Origin of the sequence: Saccharothrix longispora (assembly GCF_030852425.1) — a bacterium.
GTDB lineage: Bacteria > Actinomycetota > Actinomycetes > Mycobacteriales > Pseudonocardiaceae > Actinosynnema > Actinosynnema longispora.
Genome location: NZ_NSDM01000003.1, coordinates 322,868 through 339,704, shown reverse-complemented (window position 1 = coordinate 339,704; position 16,837 = coordinate 322,868). Strand labels below are relative to the sequence as shown.

Here is a 16,837-nt window from a genome sequence, read left to right as displayed (position 1 = left end):
TCGCGCGTCCACCCACGCCACGGTGAGACCCCGGCATATGGGTCACCTGGTCAGGTGAATTGCTTCAGCAGGTCATGCGGATACGGGTTTGGCCGGTGGAATCCGCGGCCTGCGTTCGGGTAGTAACGCCCGGTGCTGACATCCCGTCCTTGGCGAGTGTGGCTCGTCGGCGCCCTGGTGGTGCCCGGTCTCCTCGCGGCGTCGGCGGTCGGGGCACGCGCGTGGCAGGTCGGTGGTGTCGAGGGGGCCGCGGCACCTGCGGCAGGGCGGTTCGTCGTCCTGCCGCGCGGTGACGAGGTCGTGCTCAGCGGTGGCGCGACGGACGACGGTGAACGGCTCGCGCTGGTGGACGCGGTCCGCGCCGGCACCGCCTCTGTCCGGGGGACGGACCTGATCACCCCCGGTGGCGAACGGATGCCCGTCGATCGCGACCGGGTGCGGGAGGCGTCGACGGCGTGGAGCGCGGTGGACCTCACCGCGTCGCGGCGCTCGATCACCGCCATGGTGGAGGGCGACGGGGGGTTCCGGTTCGAACCGGGGGCGGCCACCCGGCAGGGGCACGGACCGGTGCTCGTCGACCGCGTCGGACGGCTCCTGCTCGTCGCACCCCGGACCGCGATCGCGCTCGTCGGCCACGCCTCGGCCGAACACCCCGACGCCGAGGCGCCGGCGACCGCCCGCGCCTGCGCGGTGCGCGACCGCTTCGTCGCCCAGGGCGTGCGACCCGACCGGATCGGGCTGTCGGCTTCCGTCGACCCGGTGTCCGAGGGGGCGGAACCCTCCGCACGCCAGGTCGACGTCCTCCTCCGCGACCCCGATCCGCGCTCCACCCCGCAGCAGGTCGCGCTGGACCGGGTGGGACGGCAAGGGCAAGACAGGCAAGAGCAGGCTCGAACAAGCAAGTAGGAGTGGCACGTGGTGTGGTTCTTCACGCAGACGTTCGTCCTGTGCACGGCCGCGTTCATCGCGGGCGCGGCGCTCACCTGGCTGCCACTGCGCGCCGTCATCCGCGACCTGCGCGCGCAGGTCAGGTCGGCGGTCGTGCGGCCGGTGCGAGCCGCGTTGCCGCCCGCGCCGACGGGGGAGCGGGTCGAGGAGTCGGTCGTCCTCCCCGAGCCGGGTGCCCGGCGCGCCGTGGACGAGCCGGACCGGGCGCCGACGGGGGAGTTCGAGGTCAAGGGCAGTTCCAAGTCCAGGATCTTCCACACCGCCGAGTCGCCGTACTTCAAGCGGATGAAGGGCGACGTGGTGTTCCGCTCCGCCGCCGAGGCGGAACGGGCCGGGTACACGCGATGGGCGCCCAAGACGCCCAGGACGCCCAGGACGTCCGGGACCCCTGACGCGGCCAGGAACTCCACGACCGCCAAGTCGGCCAAGACCTCCGGCGTGCAGAGGGCGCCGGGGACGCGCAGGACGCCCGGCGCGTCGAGGACGCGCACGCCCGCCAGGGAGGAGAGCCGCGCGTCGGCCGGATGAGCCGCGGACCGACCCCGGCGGACCCGCGAGCCCCCGATCCCCGGCCGGCTTCAGAGCCGGTTCAACTCGAGGACGACCGCCACCGCCTCGCTCAACGAACCCAACCGGCGCGCACTCGTGGGGACCTCGTCCCACCCCGCCCCGCCGACCAGCACCGCGTGCCCGCGGGAGGTCAGTTCGGCCACCGGCGCCGCTTCGGCGTGCGGACGGGAGTGCGCCCACACGACCACCGAAGCGGGGGACAACAGGGTCACCGCGTCGAGCAGCGCCTCGGCGGGCACCCGCGCACCCAGGTTGCGGGAGGCCAGGTCGCGCTCGGCGAGTGCCGCGGCCAACGCGTCCAGCGGCAGGCTGTGCTGCTCCTCCGGGGCGCACGCCAGCAACGCGGGCAGTCGCCCCCGCACCGGCGCGACCGGGGACGCGCGCAGCACTCCGGCGATCCCGGCGGTCGCCAGGTGCTCGATCTCGACGCCCCGCCCCTGGGCCGCGACGCGCTCGCCGAGGGCGACGAGGAAGGGCACCAGCACCGATTCCCACGCCGCCACCACCCCGTGCCGCTCCACCAGTTCCGCGGCCAGGGTGCTCATCAGGGCCGCGTCCAGACGTGCCGCGGCCCTCGCGAACCCGCGACCTTCCGCCGAGTCGACGGCGATGGCCCGCGGACCGCCACCGGCACGCGGCCGGCCGGGTGGCTGTGCGGCGCCCAGCGCGGAGGCGGCGGCGGCGGCCGGGGCCATGCCCTGGCCGGTGAGTTCGAGCATCCTGCGCAGGCGGGAGACGTCCTCGCCGCTGTACCGGCGGTGCTTGCCCTCCTCACGGGAGGAGGGGCCGAGGCCGTACCGGCGGTCCCAGGTGCGGAGCGTGGTGGGGGAGATCCCCAGCATCCGTGCCACCGCGCCGGGGCTCCACTGCTCCACCGGGCCGCGCATTCGATCACCTTACCCGCGCGCACCGCTTCTGAAACGAAAGCAGCCGTGAGTACGCTGGGCGGAGGTGGGTTATCCACCGATCGAGGTGAGCAGATGCCAACGCGCGACCTGATCGTCGTCGGTGCTTCCGCGGGCGGGGTCGAAGCGCTGCGTTCCTTCACCGCGGGGCTGCCCGCAGACCTGGACGCGGCCGTCGCCGTGGCCCTCCACCTGCCCGCGGGCGGCACGAGCGCCCTGTCGGGAATCCTCGACCGGAGCGGTCCGCTGCCCGCCGTCACGGCCTCCCACGGGATGGCGCTGCGCCCCGGCCGGGTGCACGTCGCCCCGCCCGACCACCACCTGATCGTGATCGACGGGCGGATCCACCTCTCCCACGAACCACAGAGAACGGCCACCGACCCGCCGTGGACGCGCTGTTCCGCTCCGCCGCCGCCACGCACGGCGCGGGCACCATCGGCGTCGTCCTGTCCGGCACCCTGGACGACGGCACCGCGGGCATGATCAGCATCGTCAACCGCGGTGGCCTCGCGCTCGTGCAGGACCCGGAGGAAGCGCTGTTCGACGGGATGCCCGCCAGCGTCCTCCGCAACACCCACGTGGACCACGTGCTGTCGGTGGCGAAGATGGGCGCGCTGCTGCGGGAGTGCGTGGGGCAGGAGGTGCGACGAGGTGACGAACCCCCCGACCTGGCGCGCCGCGAGACAGCCGTCGCCTCTTCAGGCGTCGCCACGCACGCCGACGAGGTGGTCTCGATGGGCCACCCCTCGAACTTCAGTGGCCCCGACTGCCAGGGCAACCTGGTCGAGCCGGACGTCGTGCCCAAGCGGTTCCGGTGCCAGGTGGGCCACGCCTGGACCGCGGAGGCGCTGTTGGACGCCCAGGGCGTCACCTTGGAGAAGGCGCTGCGGACGGCCCTGCGCACCCTGGGGGCGAAGGCGGGCCTGGCCAGGCGGATGCGCCAGGACGCCGTGGAGCGCGGCGCGGAACTACTGGTCCGGCGCTACCAGCGGACCGAGGCGAACGCGGAGGCGGGACCGTGACCACGGTGGCGCTGGAGGTCTCCGAGGTCGACGGCGCCGCCGTGGTCCGCCCCTCGGGCCTGCTCGATTTGACGTCCTACCGGGAGTTGCGGGACAGGCTGCTCAAGTGCGCCGCGGACGGGCCGACCGCGATCGTCGCCCGCCTCGACGACGGGTTCCGGTGCGCCACGCCCGTGTTCATGTCGATCTTCACCACGGTGTGGACGCGGCTGGCCGAGTGGCCCGGCGTGCCCCTGCTGCTGGTCGGCGAATCGACGGGGTACCGCCAGTTCCTGGCGAGCCCCGCGGCCAGCCGCATGGTGCCCGCCTTCACGACCCTGGCGGCCGCGCTGGACGCCGTCGGCGCGCCGCCCGAGCGCAGGCGCGACGAGATCCAGCTGCCCGACTCGCTCGTCGGCGCGCTCGTCGCCCGGCAGTTCGTCCGCGACGCGTGCGCGCGCTGGGGGCTCGGCCACCTGGAGGACAACGCCGTGACCGTGGTGACCGAACTCGTGGAGAACGCGGTGCGGCACGCCGAGTCCGCTCCCGTGGTGCGGCTGGAGTACCGGAGCGGCCGGCTCTCCATCGCGGTGCGGGACGACAGCACCGAACACCCCAGGGAACCGGACTCCCGCACCACACCGCCGACTGGCGTCGGCATCACGATCGTGGCCCGGTTGAGCCGGGTGTGGGGGTGCTCCCCGTGGCCCTCGGGCGGGAAGGTGGTGTGGGCGGTGCTGGGGTGACGCCTGGCACGGACCGCGCCGTGTCGCCGGGTAGCGTTCCCGGCGTGAGCGAGATCGCGGTGCCCGACGAGGACTTCGATCGACCACCTCCAGGTCAACGCCGACGAGTTCAACGCGCTGTTCAACACGATCCTGATCAACGTCACGAGCTTCTTCCGCGACGCGGAGGCGTGGGACTACCTGCGGGACGAGGTGCTGCCGGCCCGGAGGCGACCCGGTGTGGTTCGAGGTGCACCTGAACCCCTGGTCGGCCCGGAGAGCACCGTCATCGGCATCTCGATCGTGTTCGACGACGTGACCACGGCCCGCCGGCTGCTCGACGACCTGGAGTGCGCCAACCAGCAGCTGGAGTCGGCCTACGAGGAACTCCAGTCCACTGTGGAGGAACCGGAGACCGCGAACGAGGAGCTCCAGTCCACCGACGACGAGCTCCGGACGATCAACGACGTGCTCCGGACCGCACCCTTGAGCTGGACCAGGTGAACGAGTTCCCGGAGTCCGTCCTGACGTCGCTGCGGGCCGGTGTGATCGTGCTCGACCCCGAGGTGCGGGTCATCGTGTGGGGTGTGCGGCAGGACGAGGCGCGGGGCGAGCACCTGCTGAACCTCAACATCGGGCTGCCCGTGGCCGAGTTGCGGCCGGTCGTGCGCCCGGCGTTGGGCGACGCCTCGTTCATGACCGGACTGGAGGTCGACGCGGTCGACCGCAAGGGGCGCGACGTGGTCGTGCGCGTGGTGTGCAGTTCGCTGCGCTCCAACGCGGGCGAGCCCAACGGCGCGATCCTGGTGATGGAGCAGAGGGCTGAGCGGGCCCAGAGGACGGGCCCAGAGGACGGGCTCAGCCGACCACGCGGCGGATGACGTCCACCGGTCCGATCGACTCGATGTCCTGGATCTTCACCGGCACGCCCTCGGTGGACGCGTGCACGGCGCGCAGCCCGTCGATCGCCATCGCCACGTGCGTCTGGCCCGAGTAGTAGATGACCAGGTCGCCGGCCCGCACGTCGTTGCGGGCCACCGACCGGCCGATCGTGGCCTGCCCGTAGGTGGTGCGCGGGATCGCGATGCCCACCGAGCGGTAGGCCGCCTGCATCAAGCTGGAGCAGTCCCACGTGTTCGGGCCGTTCGAGCCGAAGACGTACGGCTTGCCGCGCTCGCCGAGCGCGAACGCCAGCGCCTGACCGGCTTGGCCCGGCGGCACGTCGATGCGGCTCATGTCGCCCGCGTTGTTCAGCGCGGCGCGCTGCGCCGGGCTCAGTGCCCGGTACGCCTCGCGGGCCTCGTCGATCTGGCCGTCCAGGGCCGCCTTGCGCTGGTCGATCTCGGCGATCGCCTGGTTCGCGGTGTCGGTGGCCTCGACCGCGCGGCGGGCCGCGTCGTTCGCGCCGTCCACCGCGGCGCCGAGCCCTTCGAGCGCCTCGGCGTTGTCGCCGGCCAGCACGCCGAGCGCGGACATGCGGTTGAGGAAATCCTGCTGCGAGTCGCTGACCAGCAGTGCCGACAACTGGTTGAAGCGGGCCCCCTCGAACGACGCCTCGGTGAGCAGGTCCACTTGGCCGCGCAGCGCCTCCTGGGCCTGCTGCGCCGCCGCGAGGTCGCGGTTGGCCTGGTCCAGCGCGCCCTGGGCGTTGGACAGGTCGTCCTGCGCCCGCAGGTGCTCCTCGTTGAGGGCCTCCGCCTCGTGGGCGAGGTCGGTGTACCTCTTGAGCGCGTCCGCCGCCGGGTCGGCCGCGGCCTGGTGGATGGGCAGGGAACCGACCAGCGCGGCGGCGGCCGTGACCGCCAGGGCCGCGCGGACGGCGCGCAGAGCGGGGTTCGACGCCACGGTCGCGCGATCCTCCTGGAAGCCGGCAATGCCCCGAACGGGTTACACGGGCAAGTCGCGGACAGGTTACGGAACAACCCCGCGCACGTCCACCAGCCCCAGCCCTCACGCGAGTCGTACGTTCAGGCCGGGCGAGTCCAACGCTCAGGCCCCCTGAGTTCTTTACTTGCGAGTGAAGAACACACGGCTCCTGAGCGTTGGACTCGCCCGGCCTGAACGTACGACTCCCGGGGGCTGGACTTACGACTCGCGCGGGGTGGGGTTACGACTCGCGGGTGAGGGTGGTTCGGCCGCCCGGGTGGGTCACGGTCTGGCCCGCGGCCCGGGTGGCCTTGCGGCCCGCTTCCTCCGGGGTGTCGCCCTCCAGGAGGGCCACGGTCAGGGCGGCCACGAACGCGTCGCCGCCGCCGGTGGTGTCCACCACGTGCTCGGCGGTCAGGGGGATCGCCGCGTGACCGTCCCGCCAGACCAGGACGTTCGCCTCGCCGGGGACCTCCAGGGCGGCGGTGGACGGGCCCCGGGCCAGCAGGGCCCGGCCGGCCTCCACGGCGTCGTCGACCGCGGTGATCTCCCGGCCGGTCAGGAGGGCGGCTTCCCGGTGGTCGGCGCGGACCACGTCGGCCGCGGCGAGGAGTTCGTCGGTTCCCGAGTCGGGTACGCCGTCCAGGACGATCAGACCACCGGCCGCGCGGGCGGCGGCCAGGCAGGCGTCCCCCGGTTGCTGCAACTGGAGCACCACGGCGTCGGCGGCGGCCAGGGCGGCCGCCGCGGCGGTGACGTCCGCCGGGGTCAGCAGGCACGCCGGGGGGATGTCCTCCAGGTAGCGGTAGTGGCCGTCGTGCACCACGTCGACCACGAGGGCCGTCCGGGTGGCGGTGCGCCGCACGACCGCGTCCACCGCTACGCCGTCCGCCGACAGCCGCTGCACCAGCAGGTCGCCGTCCCGGTCGTCCCCGACGACGCCGACGAGTGCGGCCGTCGCGCCCAGTCCGACGGCGTTCCGGGCGATGTTGGCGCCCTTGCCGCCGAGCATTTCGCGCCGTTCCGACACCGTCGCCGAACCCCCGGCCGGGGGCACCTCCGGCACCACGAGCACCAGGTCACGGGCTATCTGGCCGACCACCGCGATCCGCATGGTCGATCCGTACCCGGCGGGCGCCAAATGAAACGGATCGTTGACGGGCGGTCACCGGTGGTGCAATCGTGTTTCTGGGAGCGCTCCCAGTCCCGTGCCCACCAGATCACCGTCGATCTGAAGGAGAGACCTTGCGACTCAAGCGCTTTGGGGCGTTGGCCGTTGCCGCGCTCGGCGTCGTCGGCTTCACCAGTGTGTTCGTCCAGAGCGGTACGGCGGTGGCGCACGGGTCGATGACCTTCCCCCCGAGCCGCACCTTCGCCTGCTACGAGGACGGCAGGATCGGTGGTGGCGGCGGCGACCTGAACCCGACCAACCCGGCGTGCGTCGCCGCGGTCCAGATCGGCGGCAAGCAGCCGCTGTGGGACTGGTACGGCAACCTGATCAGCCTGGCCGGCGGCAAGCACCGCGAGATCATCGCCGACGGCGACCTGTGCGGGCCGACCACCAAGTACGACGCCTACAACCTGACCCGCTCCGACTGGCCCACCACGACGCTGCGCGCGGGCGCGCCGATCACGTTCAAGTACAACGCGTGGGCGCCGCACCCCGGCACGTGGGACCAGTACGTCACCAAGGACGGCTTCGACGTCACGCAGCCGCTGAAGTGGTCGGACCTGGAGCCCGTGCCGTTCGACAGCATCACCAACCCGCCGCTGGGCAGCGGCGAGTACTCGTGGAACGGCACCCTGCCGAACAAGTCGGGTCGGCACGTCATCTACTCCATCTGGCAGCGCAGCGACAGCCCCGAGGCCTTCTACAGCTGCTCGGACGTGATCTTCTCCGGCGGCTCCGGCGGTGACACGCAGGCGCCGTCCGCGCCCGGCACGCCCACCGCGAGCGCGTCGTCCACCTCCGTCCAGCTGAGCTGGAGCGCGGCGGCCGACAACGTCGGCGTCAGCTCGTACCAGGTCTTCCGCGAGGCCGGCGCGAACGACGTCCAGGTCGCCACGTCCACGGGCACCAGCGCCTCGGTCACCGGCCTCACCGCGAACACCGCCTACCAGTTCTACGTGGTGGCGCGGGACGCGGCGGGCAACACCTCACCGCCGTCGGCGGTCGTCTCGGTCACCACGACCGGCGGTGGCGGCCAGGAGCCCGGCGCGTGCTCGGTGACATACAGCGTGCCGAGCAGCTGGTCCGGCGGCTTCACCGCGAACGTGTCGGTGAAGAACACCGGCACGAGCGCGGTCAACGGCTGGCAGCTGGCCTGGGACGTCCCGGCGGGCCAGGGTATCTCCCAGGCGTGGTCGGCCGACGTGACCGTGGCGTCCGGCAAGGCGACGGCCAGGGGGGCGAGCTGGAACCAGAACATCCAGCCGGGTCAGACGGTGAGCTTCGGGTTCAACGGGACGTCGCAGGGGACGCCCGCCAACCCGGTCTCGTTCACCCTCGGCGGCGCCGCGTGCGCCACGGCGTGATGTTCGCGCGGTGCGCGGCCCTGGTCGCGCTCCTGGTGGGGTCGGTCGCCTGTTCCCCGGCGGCCGACCCCGCCTCCCCCCTCGGGGCCGGCAACGCCCTGGGACCCCCGCTGGCCACCCCGGAGCAGGTGGCCGAGTGGGTGGAGGAGAAGACCGGGCAGTGCGGCGAACCGGTGCCGCGCTCGATGGAGGAGTTCGCCGAGTTCGTCGGCCCGCTGCGCGCGGAGCTCTACGCGCCGTACGTGGCGGAGTGGGCGACCTGCTCGGCGGGGCCCTACGAGCGGCTCGGGCTGGTGGTTTTCCAGCGCGAGCGGCTGGCCGACTTCCAGCGGGCCTGGCAGGGCGCGAGGTCGAGCGGAGAGGTCTCCGACGACCCGGACTTCGGCTTCGGCAACGGCTTCGCGCTGAGCGGCACGCTCGGCCTGGAGCTGCTGGGGCTGCACACCCTGCGCTGCACACCGGTGGGACCGGACGACGAGGTGGGGCACACGGTGCCCGCCGAGGCGGAGGGGTGCGTGTACGCGCAGCCCCCTGGTCACCACCACTAGGGAAGAGGAGGCGGCTCGTCAGCGTGGCGGGGCGGTGCTCTGACGCACCACCAGCGTGGTGGCAAGCTCGATTCGGCGGTGTTCGGGCTCTTCACCACGTGCCAGCGTGATGGCGAGACGGGTGCCCGCCGCGGCCATGTCCTGCAGCGGCTGTCGGACCGTGGTCAGCGGCGGGCCCACCCATTGCGCCACCGGGAGGTCGTCGAACCCGATGACGCTGAGGTCCTGGGGGATGCGCAGCCCCGCGGCCCGCGCGGCCTCGTACACGCCGAGGGCCTGGAGGTCCGAGCCCGCGAACACCGCGGTCGGCGGGTCCGGCAGGTCGAGCAGCGGCGCGAACTGCGCGCGCCCGGACTCGACGTGGAAGTCGCCGTAGCGCACCAGCCGGGGGTCCACCGCGAGGCCCGCGGTCTCCAGCGCCGCCCGGTAGCCGTCCACGCGCGCCCGGCTGCACAGCACCCGCTCGGGGCCGCCGATCATGGCGATCCGCCGGTGCCCCAGTTCGATCAGGTGACGGGTGGCGGTCAGGCCGCCGTTCCAGTTGGTCGCGCCGATGGACGGCGTCTCCAGCTGGGGCTCGCCGATCGGGTCGACCACCACCACGGGGATGTCCCGGGCGCGCAGCTTCGCCAGCTGCTGCGAGGTCAGGTCGGAGAACACCGAGATCACGGCGAGCGGCTTGCGGGCGATCACGCCCTCCAGCCAGCCGTGGCCGGGGGTCAACCGACCCTGCGACTCGGAGAGCACCAGCGCGAGGCCCTGCTCGGCGGCGACCTGCTCGGCGCCCCGGATGATCTCCAGCGCCCAGGCGCTCTCCAGCTCGTGGAACATCAGCTCCACCAGGTTGGACCGGCGGGAGCGCTCGTCGGAGCGGCGCTGGTAGCCGTGCCTGCGGATGATGGCCTCGACCCGTTCCCGGGTGTGCGGGGCGACGTCCGCCCGGCCGTTCATCACCTTCGAAACTGTCGGTACCGAAACCCCGGCCTCGGCCGCGATGTCCGCGATGGTGATCTTGCCCGAGGCGGTGCCATCCGGAGAGGACGGGTCGGCTTTGGTCGGCATGCAGGCAGTCTACGACAGGGGGATACCGCCGAGACTCCGCAACATGAGGGCTCTGTGAGCGGTGTGGCTCACGTTCACCCTGACGTAATGCCGAAAATGTCGACTGTTACATCGAAACTGTCGGCACGATGATCGACCCTTTGCGCGAAGGTGGGGCGCGGCCGCCGGGAGAGTAGCGGCCACGCCCCTGGATCGCGGGCGGGCGGTTGCCGGAACCGGCTACTTGCCGAAACCGGCGGTCAGACCGCTGAGCAGGAACCGCCTGCCCATCAGGTAGACCGCGAAGATCGGCAGCACGGACAGCGTCACCGCCGCCAGCAGGGCCGGCACGTTGGTGCCGAACTGCCCGCGGAAGTCCCACAGGCCCAGCGTCAGCACGCGCGTCGACTCGGACTGGGTGAGCACCAGCGGGAACAGGAACCCGTTCCAGGCGTTGAGCGCGGTGTAGACCACCACGGTCATGATCGCCGGCCGCGCCAGCGGCAGGACCAGCGACACGAGCACCCGGAACGGCCCGGCGCCGTCGATCGCCTGCGCCTCGTACAGCTCGCGGGGGACGTCCCGCAGGCTGTTGGTCAGCACGAGCGTCGCCACCGGCAGCGCGAACGCCGCCGTCGGCAGGATGATCGCCAGCAGCGTGTCGTACAGGTTCATCCGGGTGATCAGCAGGTAGATCGGGATGATCGTGGCCTGCGCCGGGATCGCCAGGCCGATCAGCAGCAGGGTGAAACCGCGCTGCACGAACCTCCCCGCGCTGCGGGCCACCGCGTAGGCGCACGGCACCGCGACGCACACCACGATCGCCACCGTCGCCGCCGTCACGACCACGTTGTTCAGCAGGTACTGCCCGAACCCGCCGGTGAGCACGGTGACGTAGTTGTCGAGGGTCAGCGCGTCCGGCACCGACCACGCGCTCTTGCCGAGGTACTCGCTGCGCGTGCGCAGCGACACCGTCACCAGGTACAGCAGCGGACCGAGGACGATCGCCAGCCACACCAGGGCGAACAACCCGGCGGGCCAGTTGGGGCGGGACTTCACGAACCCTCCTGCTGACTGCTCATCGAGCGGAACCCGCTCCAGCGCATGACCGCCACCGACAGCGCGGTGCCGAGCACGACCAGCACGACCGCGATGGTGCTCGCGTAACCCATCTCGAACCCGGCGAACCCGGTGATGTACATGTGCAGCGGCAGGATGCGGGTCGCGGTGCCCGGCCCGCCGTTGGTCAGGATCAGCACGGTGTCGAAGGTGGTCAGCGAGCCGACCATCATCAGCACCGACGACGTGACGATCGTGTACCGCAGCTGGGGCAGCGTGATGTTCACGAACTGCCCGAACCGGCCGGCCCCGTCGATCGTCGCCGCCTCGTACAGCGTCGGCGGCACCGCCCGCGCCGCGCCCTGGTAGAGCAGGGTGTGGAACGGGATGTACTGCCAGGAGATCACGAACACCACCGTGTAGATCGCGATGTCCGTGTCGCCCAGGAACTGCGGCCCGCCGACGAACGCGCCGAAGTTCGGGTCGAGCAGCACCTGCCACAGCAGCGCGATGGCCGCCGTGGACAGCAGCAGGGGCAGGAAGAAGATCGAGCTGAGGACCGCCCGCGATCGCTGCTTCCCGGCCGCCCAGACCCCGACCAGCAGTGCGATCGGGGTCTGGACGAGCCAGGAGACGACCATCAGCAGCACGGTCCGCCCCACGGAGGCGGTGGCCTCGCCGTCCTGGACCAACCGGGTCCAGTTGTCGACCCCGTTGGGGGTCGGCGTGCCCAGGCCGTCCCACGCGGTGAAGCTCAGGTACACCACGATGACCATGGGCAGCGCCGCGAACAAGGCGAAGAACGCGAACGCGGGAACGGCGTACCAGCCCGAAGGCCGCTGGGACGACATCAGCGCGCGGCCACCGCGTCGACGAACTGCTGCGGCGAGACCTTGCCGAGGAAGAACTCCTGGAGCTGGGTCAGCATGAACGTGGCGTCGTCCGCGGGCAGGTCCTGGTCCCAGGACAGCTGGAAGTTCTTCGAGTCCAGCACCAGCTCGTAGATGAACGTCGAGTAGTCCGGGTTCGGCGACTTCTTCAGCATCTCCTCCGCGCCCACGACCGGCGGCACGTCACCGGCCTCGACCAGCGCCTGGATGTAGGAGTCCTCGGTCAGCGTGGTGGTGAGGAACTTCTTGGCCGCGTCGAGGTTCTTCGAGTCCGAGGTCGCGGAGTAGAAGTTGCTCACGTTGCCGACGAGGTTCCCCGGGTCGCCCTTGCCGCCCGTGACGGCGGGGAAGGCCACCCAGCCCAGCTTGTCCTGCTTGACGAAGTCCGGGCTCTGGTCCAGCTGGTTGGTGTACTCCCAGGAGCCCATCAGGTGCATCGCGGCCTTGCCCTGGGCCAGGATCGTCGAGGCGCCGCCCGCGTCGTAGCCGACGGAGGCGAAGTTGGTGCCGAACGCGCCCCGGTCGATCAGGTCCTTGAGCTTGGTCATGGACTCGACCACGGCCGGGTCCTTCCAGCCCGCGGGGCCGTTGTCCCGGATGTTCTTGAACACCTCGGGGCCCGCCACGCGGTCGAGCACGTACTCGGCCCACATCAGCTCGGTCCACGCCTGCGAACCGGCCAGCGCGATGGGGGTGACGCCCTGGGCCTTGAAGGTGTCGACCAGGGTGAGCAGTTCGTCCCACGTGGTCGGGGGCTGCGCGCCCGCCGCGGCGAAGACGTCCTTGTTGTAGAACAGCATCACCGGCTGCATGCCGCGCATCGGCACGCCGTAGGTCTTGCCGTCGAGCTTCGCGCCGTCGAGCACGCTCGGGATGAACTTGTCCCGGACCGCCGCGTTCTCGTCCAGCACCGCGGTCAGGTCGGCGACCTTGCCCGCGTCGACGTACTCCTTGAGGTTGCCGCCGCCCCAGTTGAAGAACAGGTCCGGGGCCTGCGGCGACCCGATCGCGACGCGCAGCCGCTGCTTGTACGGGTCGTTGCCGAACGTCTCCAGCGAGGCGTTGCCGCCGCCGGCCTTGAACGAGTCGATCGACTTCTGCTCGATCTTGTTGAGCACCGGGTCCTCCAGTGCCCACACCTTGAGCCCGTTCGCGGGGTCGGCCGGACCGGACGACCCACACGCGGTGCTCACTGCTGCCACGGCGACGAGCCCCATCGCGATGAGGGGACGCATCCATGAACGGCGGGACATGCGACCGCCACCCTTCTGCCACGCTGCGGAATTGTTCGTGGCATCGAAACATTTCGAAACATCCACGACTTGCGGAGAACCTAGACGGGTGTCGAACGCGTGTCAAGCGTCACGCGCTGACCTGTTGAGACGACATTTCCGCACTTCAGAGGCTCGCTCTTGTGTTTCGATCGAGTTTCGATACTATCGGCCGCATGCGTCGAGCCACGTTGGCCACGATTGCCGCAGCAGCGGGGGTGTCGCTCCCGACGGTGTCCAAGGTCCTGAACGGGAAGGACGACGTCGGCGCGGAGACCAGGGCCCGCGTGCGGCAGTTGCTCGCCGAGTACGACTACGTCCCGGTCGGGTCACGCCGTGCCTCCGGGCACATGCTGGTCGACCTCGTGTTCACCGCCCTGGACAGCCCCTGGGCGGTGGAGATCATCCGCGGTGTCGTCGACACCGGCCTGCACGTCGTGGTGTCCTCCACGGACAAGCCGCGCCGGCACACCTCGTGGGCGGCGTCGCTGGTGGAGGCGCGCCGCGCCGGGGCGCTGCTGGTCACCTCGCAGCTGACCGCCGCCGACCGGCGCGTGCTCGCCAACTCGCGCATCCCCGTCGTCGTCATCGACCCCGTGGACCTCCCGCAGCCGAACGTGCCCAGCGTCGGTGCCACCAACTGGGCGGGCGGCCTGTCCGCCACCGAACACCTGCTGCGCCTCGGCCACCGCCGGGTCGGCGTCATCGGCGGACCCGCCGGGATGCTGTGCAGCCGCGCGCGCGTCGACGGCTACCGCGCCGCGCTCGACCGGGCGGGCATCGCGTTCGACCCGGAACTCGTCAGGCACGGCGACTTCAAGCACGAGGGCGGGTTCCGGCGGGCGGCAGAGCTGCTCGCCATGCCCGACCGGCCCACCGCGATCTTCGCGGGCAACGACGAACAGGCGCTCGGCGTGATCGAGGCGGCCCGCGTCGCGGGGCTGTCCGTCCCGCACGACCTGAGCGTGGTCGGGTTCGACGACTTACCGGTGGCGGTGTGGTCCTCGCCCGCCCTCACCACCGTGCGCCAGCCGCTCACCGAGATGGGGCGCCACGCGGGCCGGATGCTCGCCGACCTCATCGCGGGGCGCCCGGTGGAGACCGAGCGCGTCGAACTGGCCACCGAACTCGTCGTCCGATCGTCAACGAAGGAGCCGCCGTGCTGAACCCCTGGGCCGATCCCGGAAAGCCGACCGCGGAGCGCGTCGCCGCCCTGCTGGCCGAGCTGACCCTGGAGGAGAAGCTGGCCCAGCTCGTCGGGGTGTGGGTGGGGATCTCCGAGGGCGAGGAGGTCGCGCCCGCGCAGCACGAGTTCGCCGAGCCGCTGCCGCCGTGGGACGAGCTGACCAAGCCCGGCCTCGGCCAGCTGACCCGCGTCTTCGGCACCGGGCCGGTCGACCCCCTGGTGGGCGCCAAGGTGCTCGCCGAGACCCAGCGCAAGCTCGTCGCCAACACCCGCTTCGGCATCCCCGCCATGGCGCACGAGGAGTGCCTGGCCGGGTTCACCGCGTGGCAGGCGACGGTCTTCCCCGTCCCCCTGTCCTGGGGCGCCTCGTTCGACCCCGAGTCGGTCGAGCGGATGGCGCGCGAGGTCGGCCTGGTGATGCGCGACGTCGGCGTGCACCAGGGCCTGGCCCCGGTGCTCGACGTGACCCGCGACCCGCGGTGGGGGCGCACCGAGGAGACCATCGGCGAGGACCCCTACCTCGTCGGCCTCATCGGCTCCGCCTACACCCGCGGCCTGGAGTCCAGCGGGATCGTGGCCACCCTCAAGCACTTCGCGGGCTACTCGGCCTCCGCAGGCGGGCGCAACCACGCCCCCGTGCACATGGGGCCGCGCGAGTTCGCCGACGTCGTGCTGCCGCCGTTCGAGATGGCCCTGCGCCTCGGCGGCGCCCGGTCGGTCATGCACTCCTACGCCGAGGTCGACGGCGTGCCGCCGGCCGCGGACCCGGCGCTGCTGACCGACCTGCTGCGCGGCCGGTGGGGCTTCGAGGGCGTCGTCGTCGCCGACTACTTCGGCGTGTCGTTCCTGGAGACCGCCCACGGCGTCGCAGGGTCGCCCGGCGAGGCCGCCGCGCTCGCGCTGACCGCGGGCGTGGACGTGGAGCTGCCCAGCGTGCGCTGCTACGGCGAGCCGCTGGCCGAGCTGGTGCGCTCCGGCGTCGTGGACGAGGCGCACGTGGACGTCGCGGTGACCCGGGTGCTCACCCAGAAGTGCGAACTCGGCCTGCTGGACGAGGGCTGGGAGCCCGAGTCGCCCGCCGTGAAGCGCGGCGAGCCGGTCGACCTGGACCCGCCCGCGCTGCGCGACCTCGCCCGCACGATGGCCGAGCGGTCCGTGGTGCTGCTGGACAACGAGGCGGGCGTGCTGCCCCTCGGCGCGTCGGGCGCCGGCGCGTCGCGCATCGCGGTCGTCGGGCCGTGCGCGGACGACGTGCTCGCGCTCATGGGCTGCTACGCGTTCCCGAACCACGTCGGCGTGCAGCACCCGGACGTGGAGCTGGGCGTGGAGATGCCGACCCTGCTGGAGGCGGTGCGCGCGGAGTTCCCGCACGCCACCGTCACCACCGCGCTCGGGTGCGAGGTGTCCGGCGACGACCGGTCCGGCATCGCCGAGGCGGTCGAGGTCGCGCGGGACGCGGACGTGGTGCTCGCCGTGCTCGGCGACCGCGCCGGCCTGTTCGGCCGCGGCACGTCCGGCGAGGGCTGCGACGCCGAGGACCTGTCGCTGCCCGGCGTGCAGGGCGAGCTGCTGGACGCGCTGCTGGAGGCGGGCAAGCCCGTCGTGCTGGTCCTGCTGGCCGGCCGGCCCTACGCGCTGGGCGGCTACCGCCCCGCCGGGGTGGTGCAGGCCTTCTTCCCCGGCGAGGAGGGCTCGGGCGCCGTCGCGGGCGTGCTCAGCGGGCGGGTCAACCCGTCCGGCAAGCTGCCCGTGCAGGTCCCGCGCGGTTCCGGCGGCCAGCCCACCACCTACCTGCACCCGAAGCTGGGCGCGGTGGGCGGCGTCAGCTCCGTGGACCCCACGCCGCTGTACCCGTTCGGCCACGGCCTGTCCTACACCTCGTTCGAGCTGACCGGGTTCGAGTCGGCCGAGGAGCTGCCGTCGGACGGCGAGGTCGAGGTGTCCTGCCTGGTGCGCAACACCGGCGGACGGCGCGGCGCGGAGGTCGTGCAGCTGTACCTGCACGACCCGGTCGCCTCGGTGACGCGGCCCGTGCGCCAGCTCGTCGGGTTCGCCCGGGTCGAGCTGGACGCGGGGGAGGAGCGGCGGGTGGCGTTCCGGCTGCACGCCGACCGCACGTCGTTCACCGGCCGCGACGGCCGCCGCGTCGTGGAGACCGGCGAGGTGTCCCTGCTCGTCGGCTGCTCCAGCACCGACATCCGCTGGGAGCGCACCGTGCGGGTCACCGGCGAGGACCGGTACGTCGGCCACGACCGGGTGCTCGTCACCCCGGTCACCGCGTCGACCCCGTGA

Annotated in this window: 18 protein-coding genes; 11 read left to right on the top strand and 7 right to left on the bottom strand. The window is 72.3% G+C overall.

Annotated elements, in window-relative coordinates:
• Positions 1 to 156 precede the first annotated feature (156 nt).
• Positions 157 to 906, top strand: a complete 750-nt coding sequence (locus CKY47_RS09410; RefSeq protein WP_306745295.1) for an OmpA family protein — start codon at positions 157 to 159, stop codon at positions 904 to 906.
• A gap of 9 nt (positions 907 to 915) precedes the next feature.
• Positions 916 to 1,476, top strand: coding sequence for a sunset domain-containing protein (locus CKY47_RS09405; RefSeq protein ID WP_306745294.1), 561 nt, complete (start codon positions 916 to 918; stop codon positions 1,474 to 1,476).
• A gap of 50 nt (positions 1,477 to 1,526) precedes the next feature.
• Here CKY47_RS09405 and CKY47_RS09400 read toward each other — a convergent pair whose 3' ends face one another.
• Positions 1,527 to 2,405, bottom strand: coding sequence for a MerR family transcriptional regulator (locus CKY47_RS09400; protein ID WP_306745293.1), 879 nt, complete (start codon positions 2,403 to 2,405; stop codon positions 1,527 to 1,529).
• 93 nt (positions 2,406 to 2,498) lie between these two features.
• Between CKY47_RS09400 and CKY47_RS09395 the strand changes: the two genes are divergently transcribed.
• The 5 genes from CKY47_RS09395 to CKY47_RS09375 all read left to right on the top strand — a co-directional run bounded on the left by CKY47_RS09395 (position 2,499) and on the right by CKY47_RS09375 (position 5,030).
• Positions 2,499 to 2,906, top strand: coding sequence for a chemotaxis protein CheB (locus CKY47_RS09395; protein ID WP_306745292.1), 408 nt, complete (start codon positions 2,499 to 2,501; stop codon positions 2,904 to 2,906).
• A complete protein-coding gene (locus CKY47_RS09390; protein WP_306745291.1) occupies positions 2,810 to 3,445 on the top strand; it encodes a chemotaxis protein CheB in 636 nt (211 codons plus the stop codon). The genes CKY47_RS09395 and CKY47_RS09390 overlap by 97 nt, the downstream gene beginning before the upstream one ends.
• Complete coding sequence (locus CKY47_RS09385; protein ID WP_306745290.1) at positions 3,442 to 4,170, top strand: ATP-binding protein; 729 nt, start codon at positions 3,442 to 3,444, stop codon at positions 4,168 to 4,170. Before CKY47_RS09390 ends, CKY47_RS09385 begins: the two co-directional genes overlap by 4 nt.
• 219 nt (positions 4,171 to 4,389) lie before the next feature.
• Positions 4,390 to 4,653 (top strand): hypothetical protein, encoded by a 264-nt coding sequence (locus CKY47_RS09380; protein ID WP_306745289.1) that lies wholly within the window; start codon positions 4,390 to 4,392, stop codon positions 4,651 to 4,653.
• The gene (locus CKY47_RS09375; RefSeq protein WP_306745288.1) at positions 4,650 to 5,030 is read left to right on the top strand and encodes a nitrogen regulation protein NR(II); all 381 of its coding nucleotides are present in this window, start codon (positions 4,650 to 4,652) and stop codon (positions 5,028 to 5,030) included. Before CKY47_RS09380 ends, CKY47_RS09375 begins: the two co-directional genes overlap by 4 nt.
• On the opposite strand, the gene CKY47_RS09370 is transcribed toward CKY47_RS09375, so the two are convergent.
• On the bottom strand, positions 5,008 to 5,994 hold the full coding sequence (locus CKY47_RS09370; RefSeq protein WP_306745287.1) for a C40 family peptidase: 987 nt from the start codon (positions 5,992 to 5,994) through the stop codon (positions 5,008 to 5,010). The two genes, CKY47_RS09375 and CKY47_RS09370, sit on opposite strands and share 23 nt — an antisense overlap.
• A 262-nt stretch (positions 5,995 to 6,256) precedes the next feature.
• The gene (locus CKY47_RS09365) at positions 6,257 to 7,129 is read right to left on the bottom strand and encodes a PfkB family carbohydrate kinase (protein ID WP_306745286.1); all 873 of its coding nucleotides are present in this window, start codon (positions 7,127 to 7,129) and stop codon (positions 6,257 to 6,259) included.
• Positions 7,130 to 7,362: 233 nt separating this feature from the next.
• On the opposite strand from CKY47_RS09365, the gene CKY47_RS09360 reads away from it, so the two are divergent.
• The gene (locus tag CKY47_RS09360) at positions 7,363 to 8,550 is read left to right on the top strand and encodes a lytic polysaccharide monooxygenase (RefSeq protein ID WP_306745285.1); all 1,188 of its coding nucleotides are present in this window, start codon (positions 7,363 to 7,365) and stop codon (positions 8,548 to 8,550) included.
• Positions 8,535 to 9,098, top strand: a complete 564-nt coding sequence (locus CKY47_RS09355; protein ID WP_306745284.1) for a hypothetical protein — start codon at positions 8,535 to 8,537, stop codon at positions 9,096 to 9,098. The genes CKY47_RS09360 and CKY47_RS09355 overlap by 16 nt, the downstream gene beginning before the upstream one ends.
• Before the next feature lie 18 nt (positions 9,099 to 9,116).
• On the opposite strand, the gene CKY47_RS09350 is transcribed toward CKY47_RS09355, so the two are convergent.
• The 4 genes from CKY47_RS09350 to CKY47_RS09335 all read right to left on the bottom strand — a co-directional run bounded on the left by CKY47_RS09350 (position 9,117) and on the right by CKY47_RS09335 (position 13,323).
• Positions 9,117 to 10,160 (bottom strand): LacI family DNA-binding transcriptional regulator, encoded by a 1,044-nt coding sequence (locus CKY47_RS09350; protein ID WP_306745283.1) that lies wholly within the window; start codon positions 10,158 to 10,160, stop codon positions 9,117 to 9,119.
• A 219-nt stretch (positions 10,161 to 10,379) separates the two neighbouring features.
• Positions 10,380 to 11,198, bottom strand: a complete 819-nt coding sequence (locus CKY47_RS09345; RefSeq protein WP_306745282.1) for a carbohydrate ABC transporter permease — start codon at positions 11,196 to 11,198, stop codon at positions 10,380 to 10,382.
• Complete coding sequence (locus CKY47_RS09340; RefSeq protein WP_306745281.1) at positions 11,195 to 12,049, bottom strand: carbohydrate ABC transporter permease; 855 nt, start codon at positions 12,047 to 12,049, stop codon at positions 11,195 to 11,197. The genes CKY47_RS09345 and CKY47_RS09340 overlap by 4 nt, the downstream gene beginning before the upstream one ends.
• Entirely contained in the window at positions 12,049 to 13,323 is a 1,275-nt protein-coding gene (locus tag CKY47_RS09335) for an extracellular solute-binding protein (RefSeq protein ID WP_306745280.1), read from the bottom strand. Before CKY47_RS09335 ends, CKY47_RS09340 begins: the two co-directional genes overlap by 1 nt.
• Positions 13,324 to 13,535: 212 nt before the next feature.
• On the opposite strand from CKY47_RS09335, the gene CKY47_RS09330 reads away from it, so the two are divergent.
• Both CKY47_RS09330 and CKY47_RS09325 read left to right on the top strand, forming a co-directional pair.
• Positions 13,536 to 14,525, top strand: coding sequence for a LacI family DNA-binding transcriptional regulator (locus tag CKY47_RS09330; RefSeq protein ID WP_306745279.1), 990 nt, complete (start codon positions 13,536 to 13,538; stop codon positions 14,523 to 14,525).
• Positions 14,519 to 16,837 (top strand): beta-xylosidase/alpha-l-arabinosidase, encoded by a 2,319-nt coding sequence (locus CKY47_RS09325; RefSeq protein WP_306745278.1) that lies wholly within the window; start codon positions 14,519 to 14,521, stop codon positions 16,835 to 16,837. Before CKY47_RS09330 ends, CKY47_RS09325 begins: the two co-directional genes overlap by 7 nt.

Excerpts from the sequence above, each read along its gene's own strand:
- CKY47_RS09400 (WP_306745293.1), bottom strand. The coding sequence starts at position 2,405 with ATGCGCGGCCCGGTGGAGCAGTGGAGCCCCGGCGCGGTGGCACGGATG.
- CKY47_RS09360 (WP_306745285.1), top strand. The coding sequence starts at position 7,363 with ATGACCTTCCCCCCGAGCCGCACCTTCGCCTGCTACGAGGACGGCAGG.
- CKY47_RS09335 (WP_306745280.1), bottom strand. The coding sequence starts at position 13,323 with ATGCGTCCCCTCATCGCGATGGGGCTCGTCGCCGTGGCAGCAGTGAGC.
- CKY47_RS09350 (WP_306745283.1), bottom strand. The coding sequence starts at position 10,160 with ATGCCGACCAAAGCCGACCCGTCCTCTCCGGATGGCACCGCCTCGGGC.
- CKY47_RS09365 (WP_306745286.1), bottom strand. The coding sequence starts at position 7,129 with ATGCGGATCGCGGTGGTCGGCCAGATAGCCCGTGACCTGGTGCTCGTG.
- CKY47_RS09395 (WP_306745292.1), top strand. The coding sequence starts at position 2,499 with ATGCCAACGCGCGACCTGATCGTCGTCGGTGCTTCCGCGGGCGGGGTC.
- CKY47_RS09330 (WP_306745279.1), top strand. The coding sequence starts at position 13,536 with ATGCGTCGAGCCACGTTGGCCACGATTGCCGCAGCAGCGGGGGTGTCG.
- CKY47_RS09340 (WP_306745281.1), bottom strand. The coding sequence starts at position 12,049 with ATGTCGTCCCAGCGGCCTTCGGGCTGGTACGCCGTTCCCGCGTTCGCG.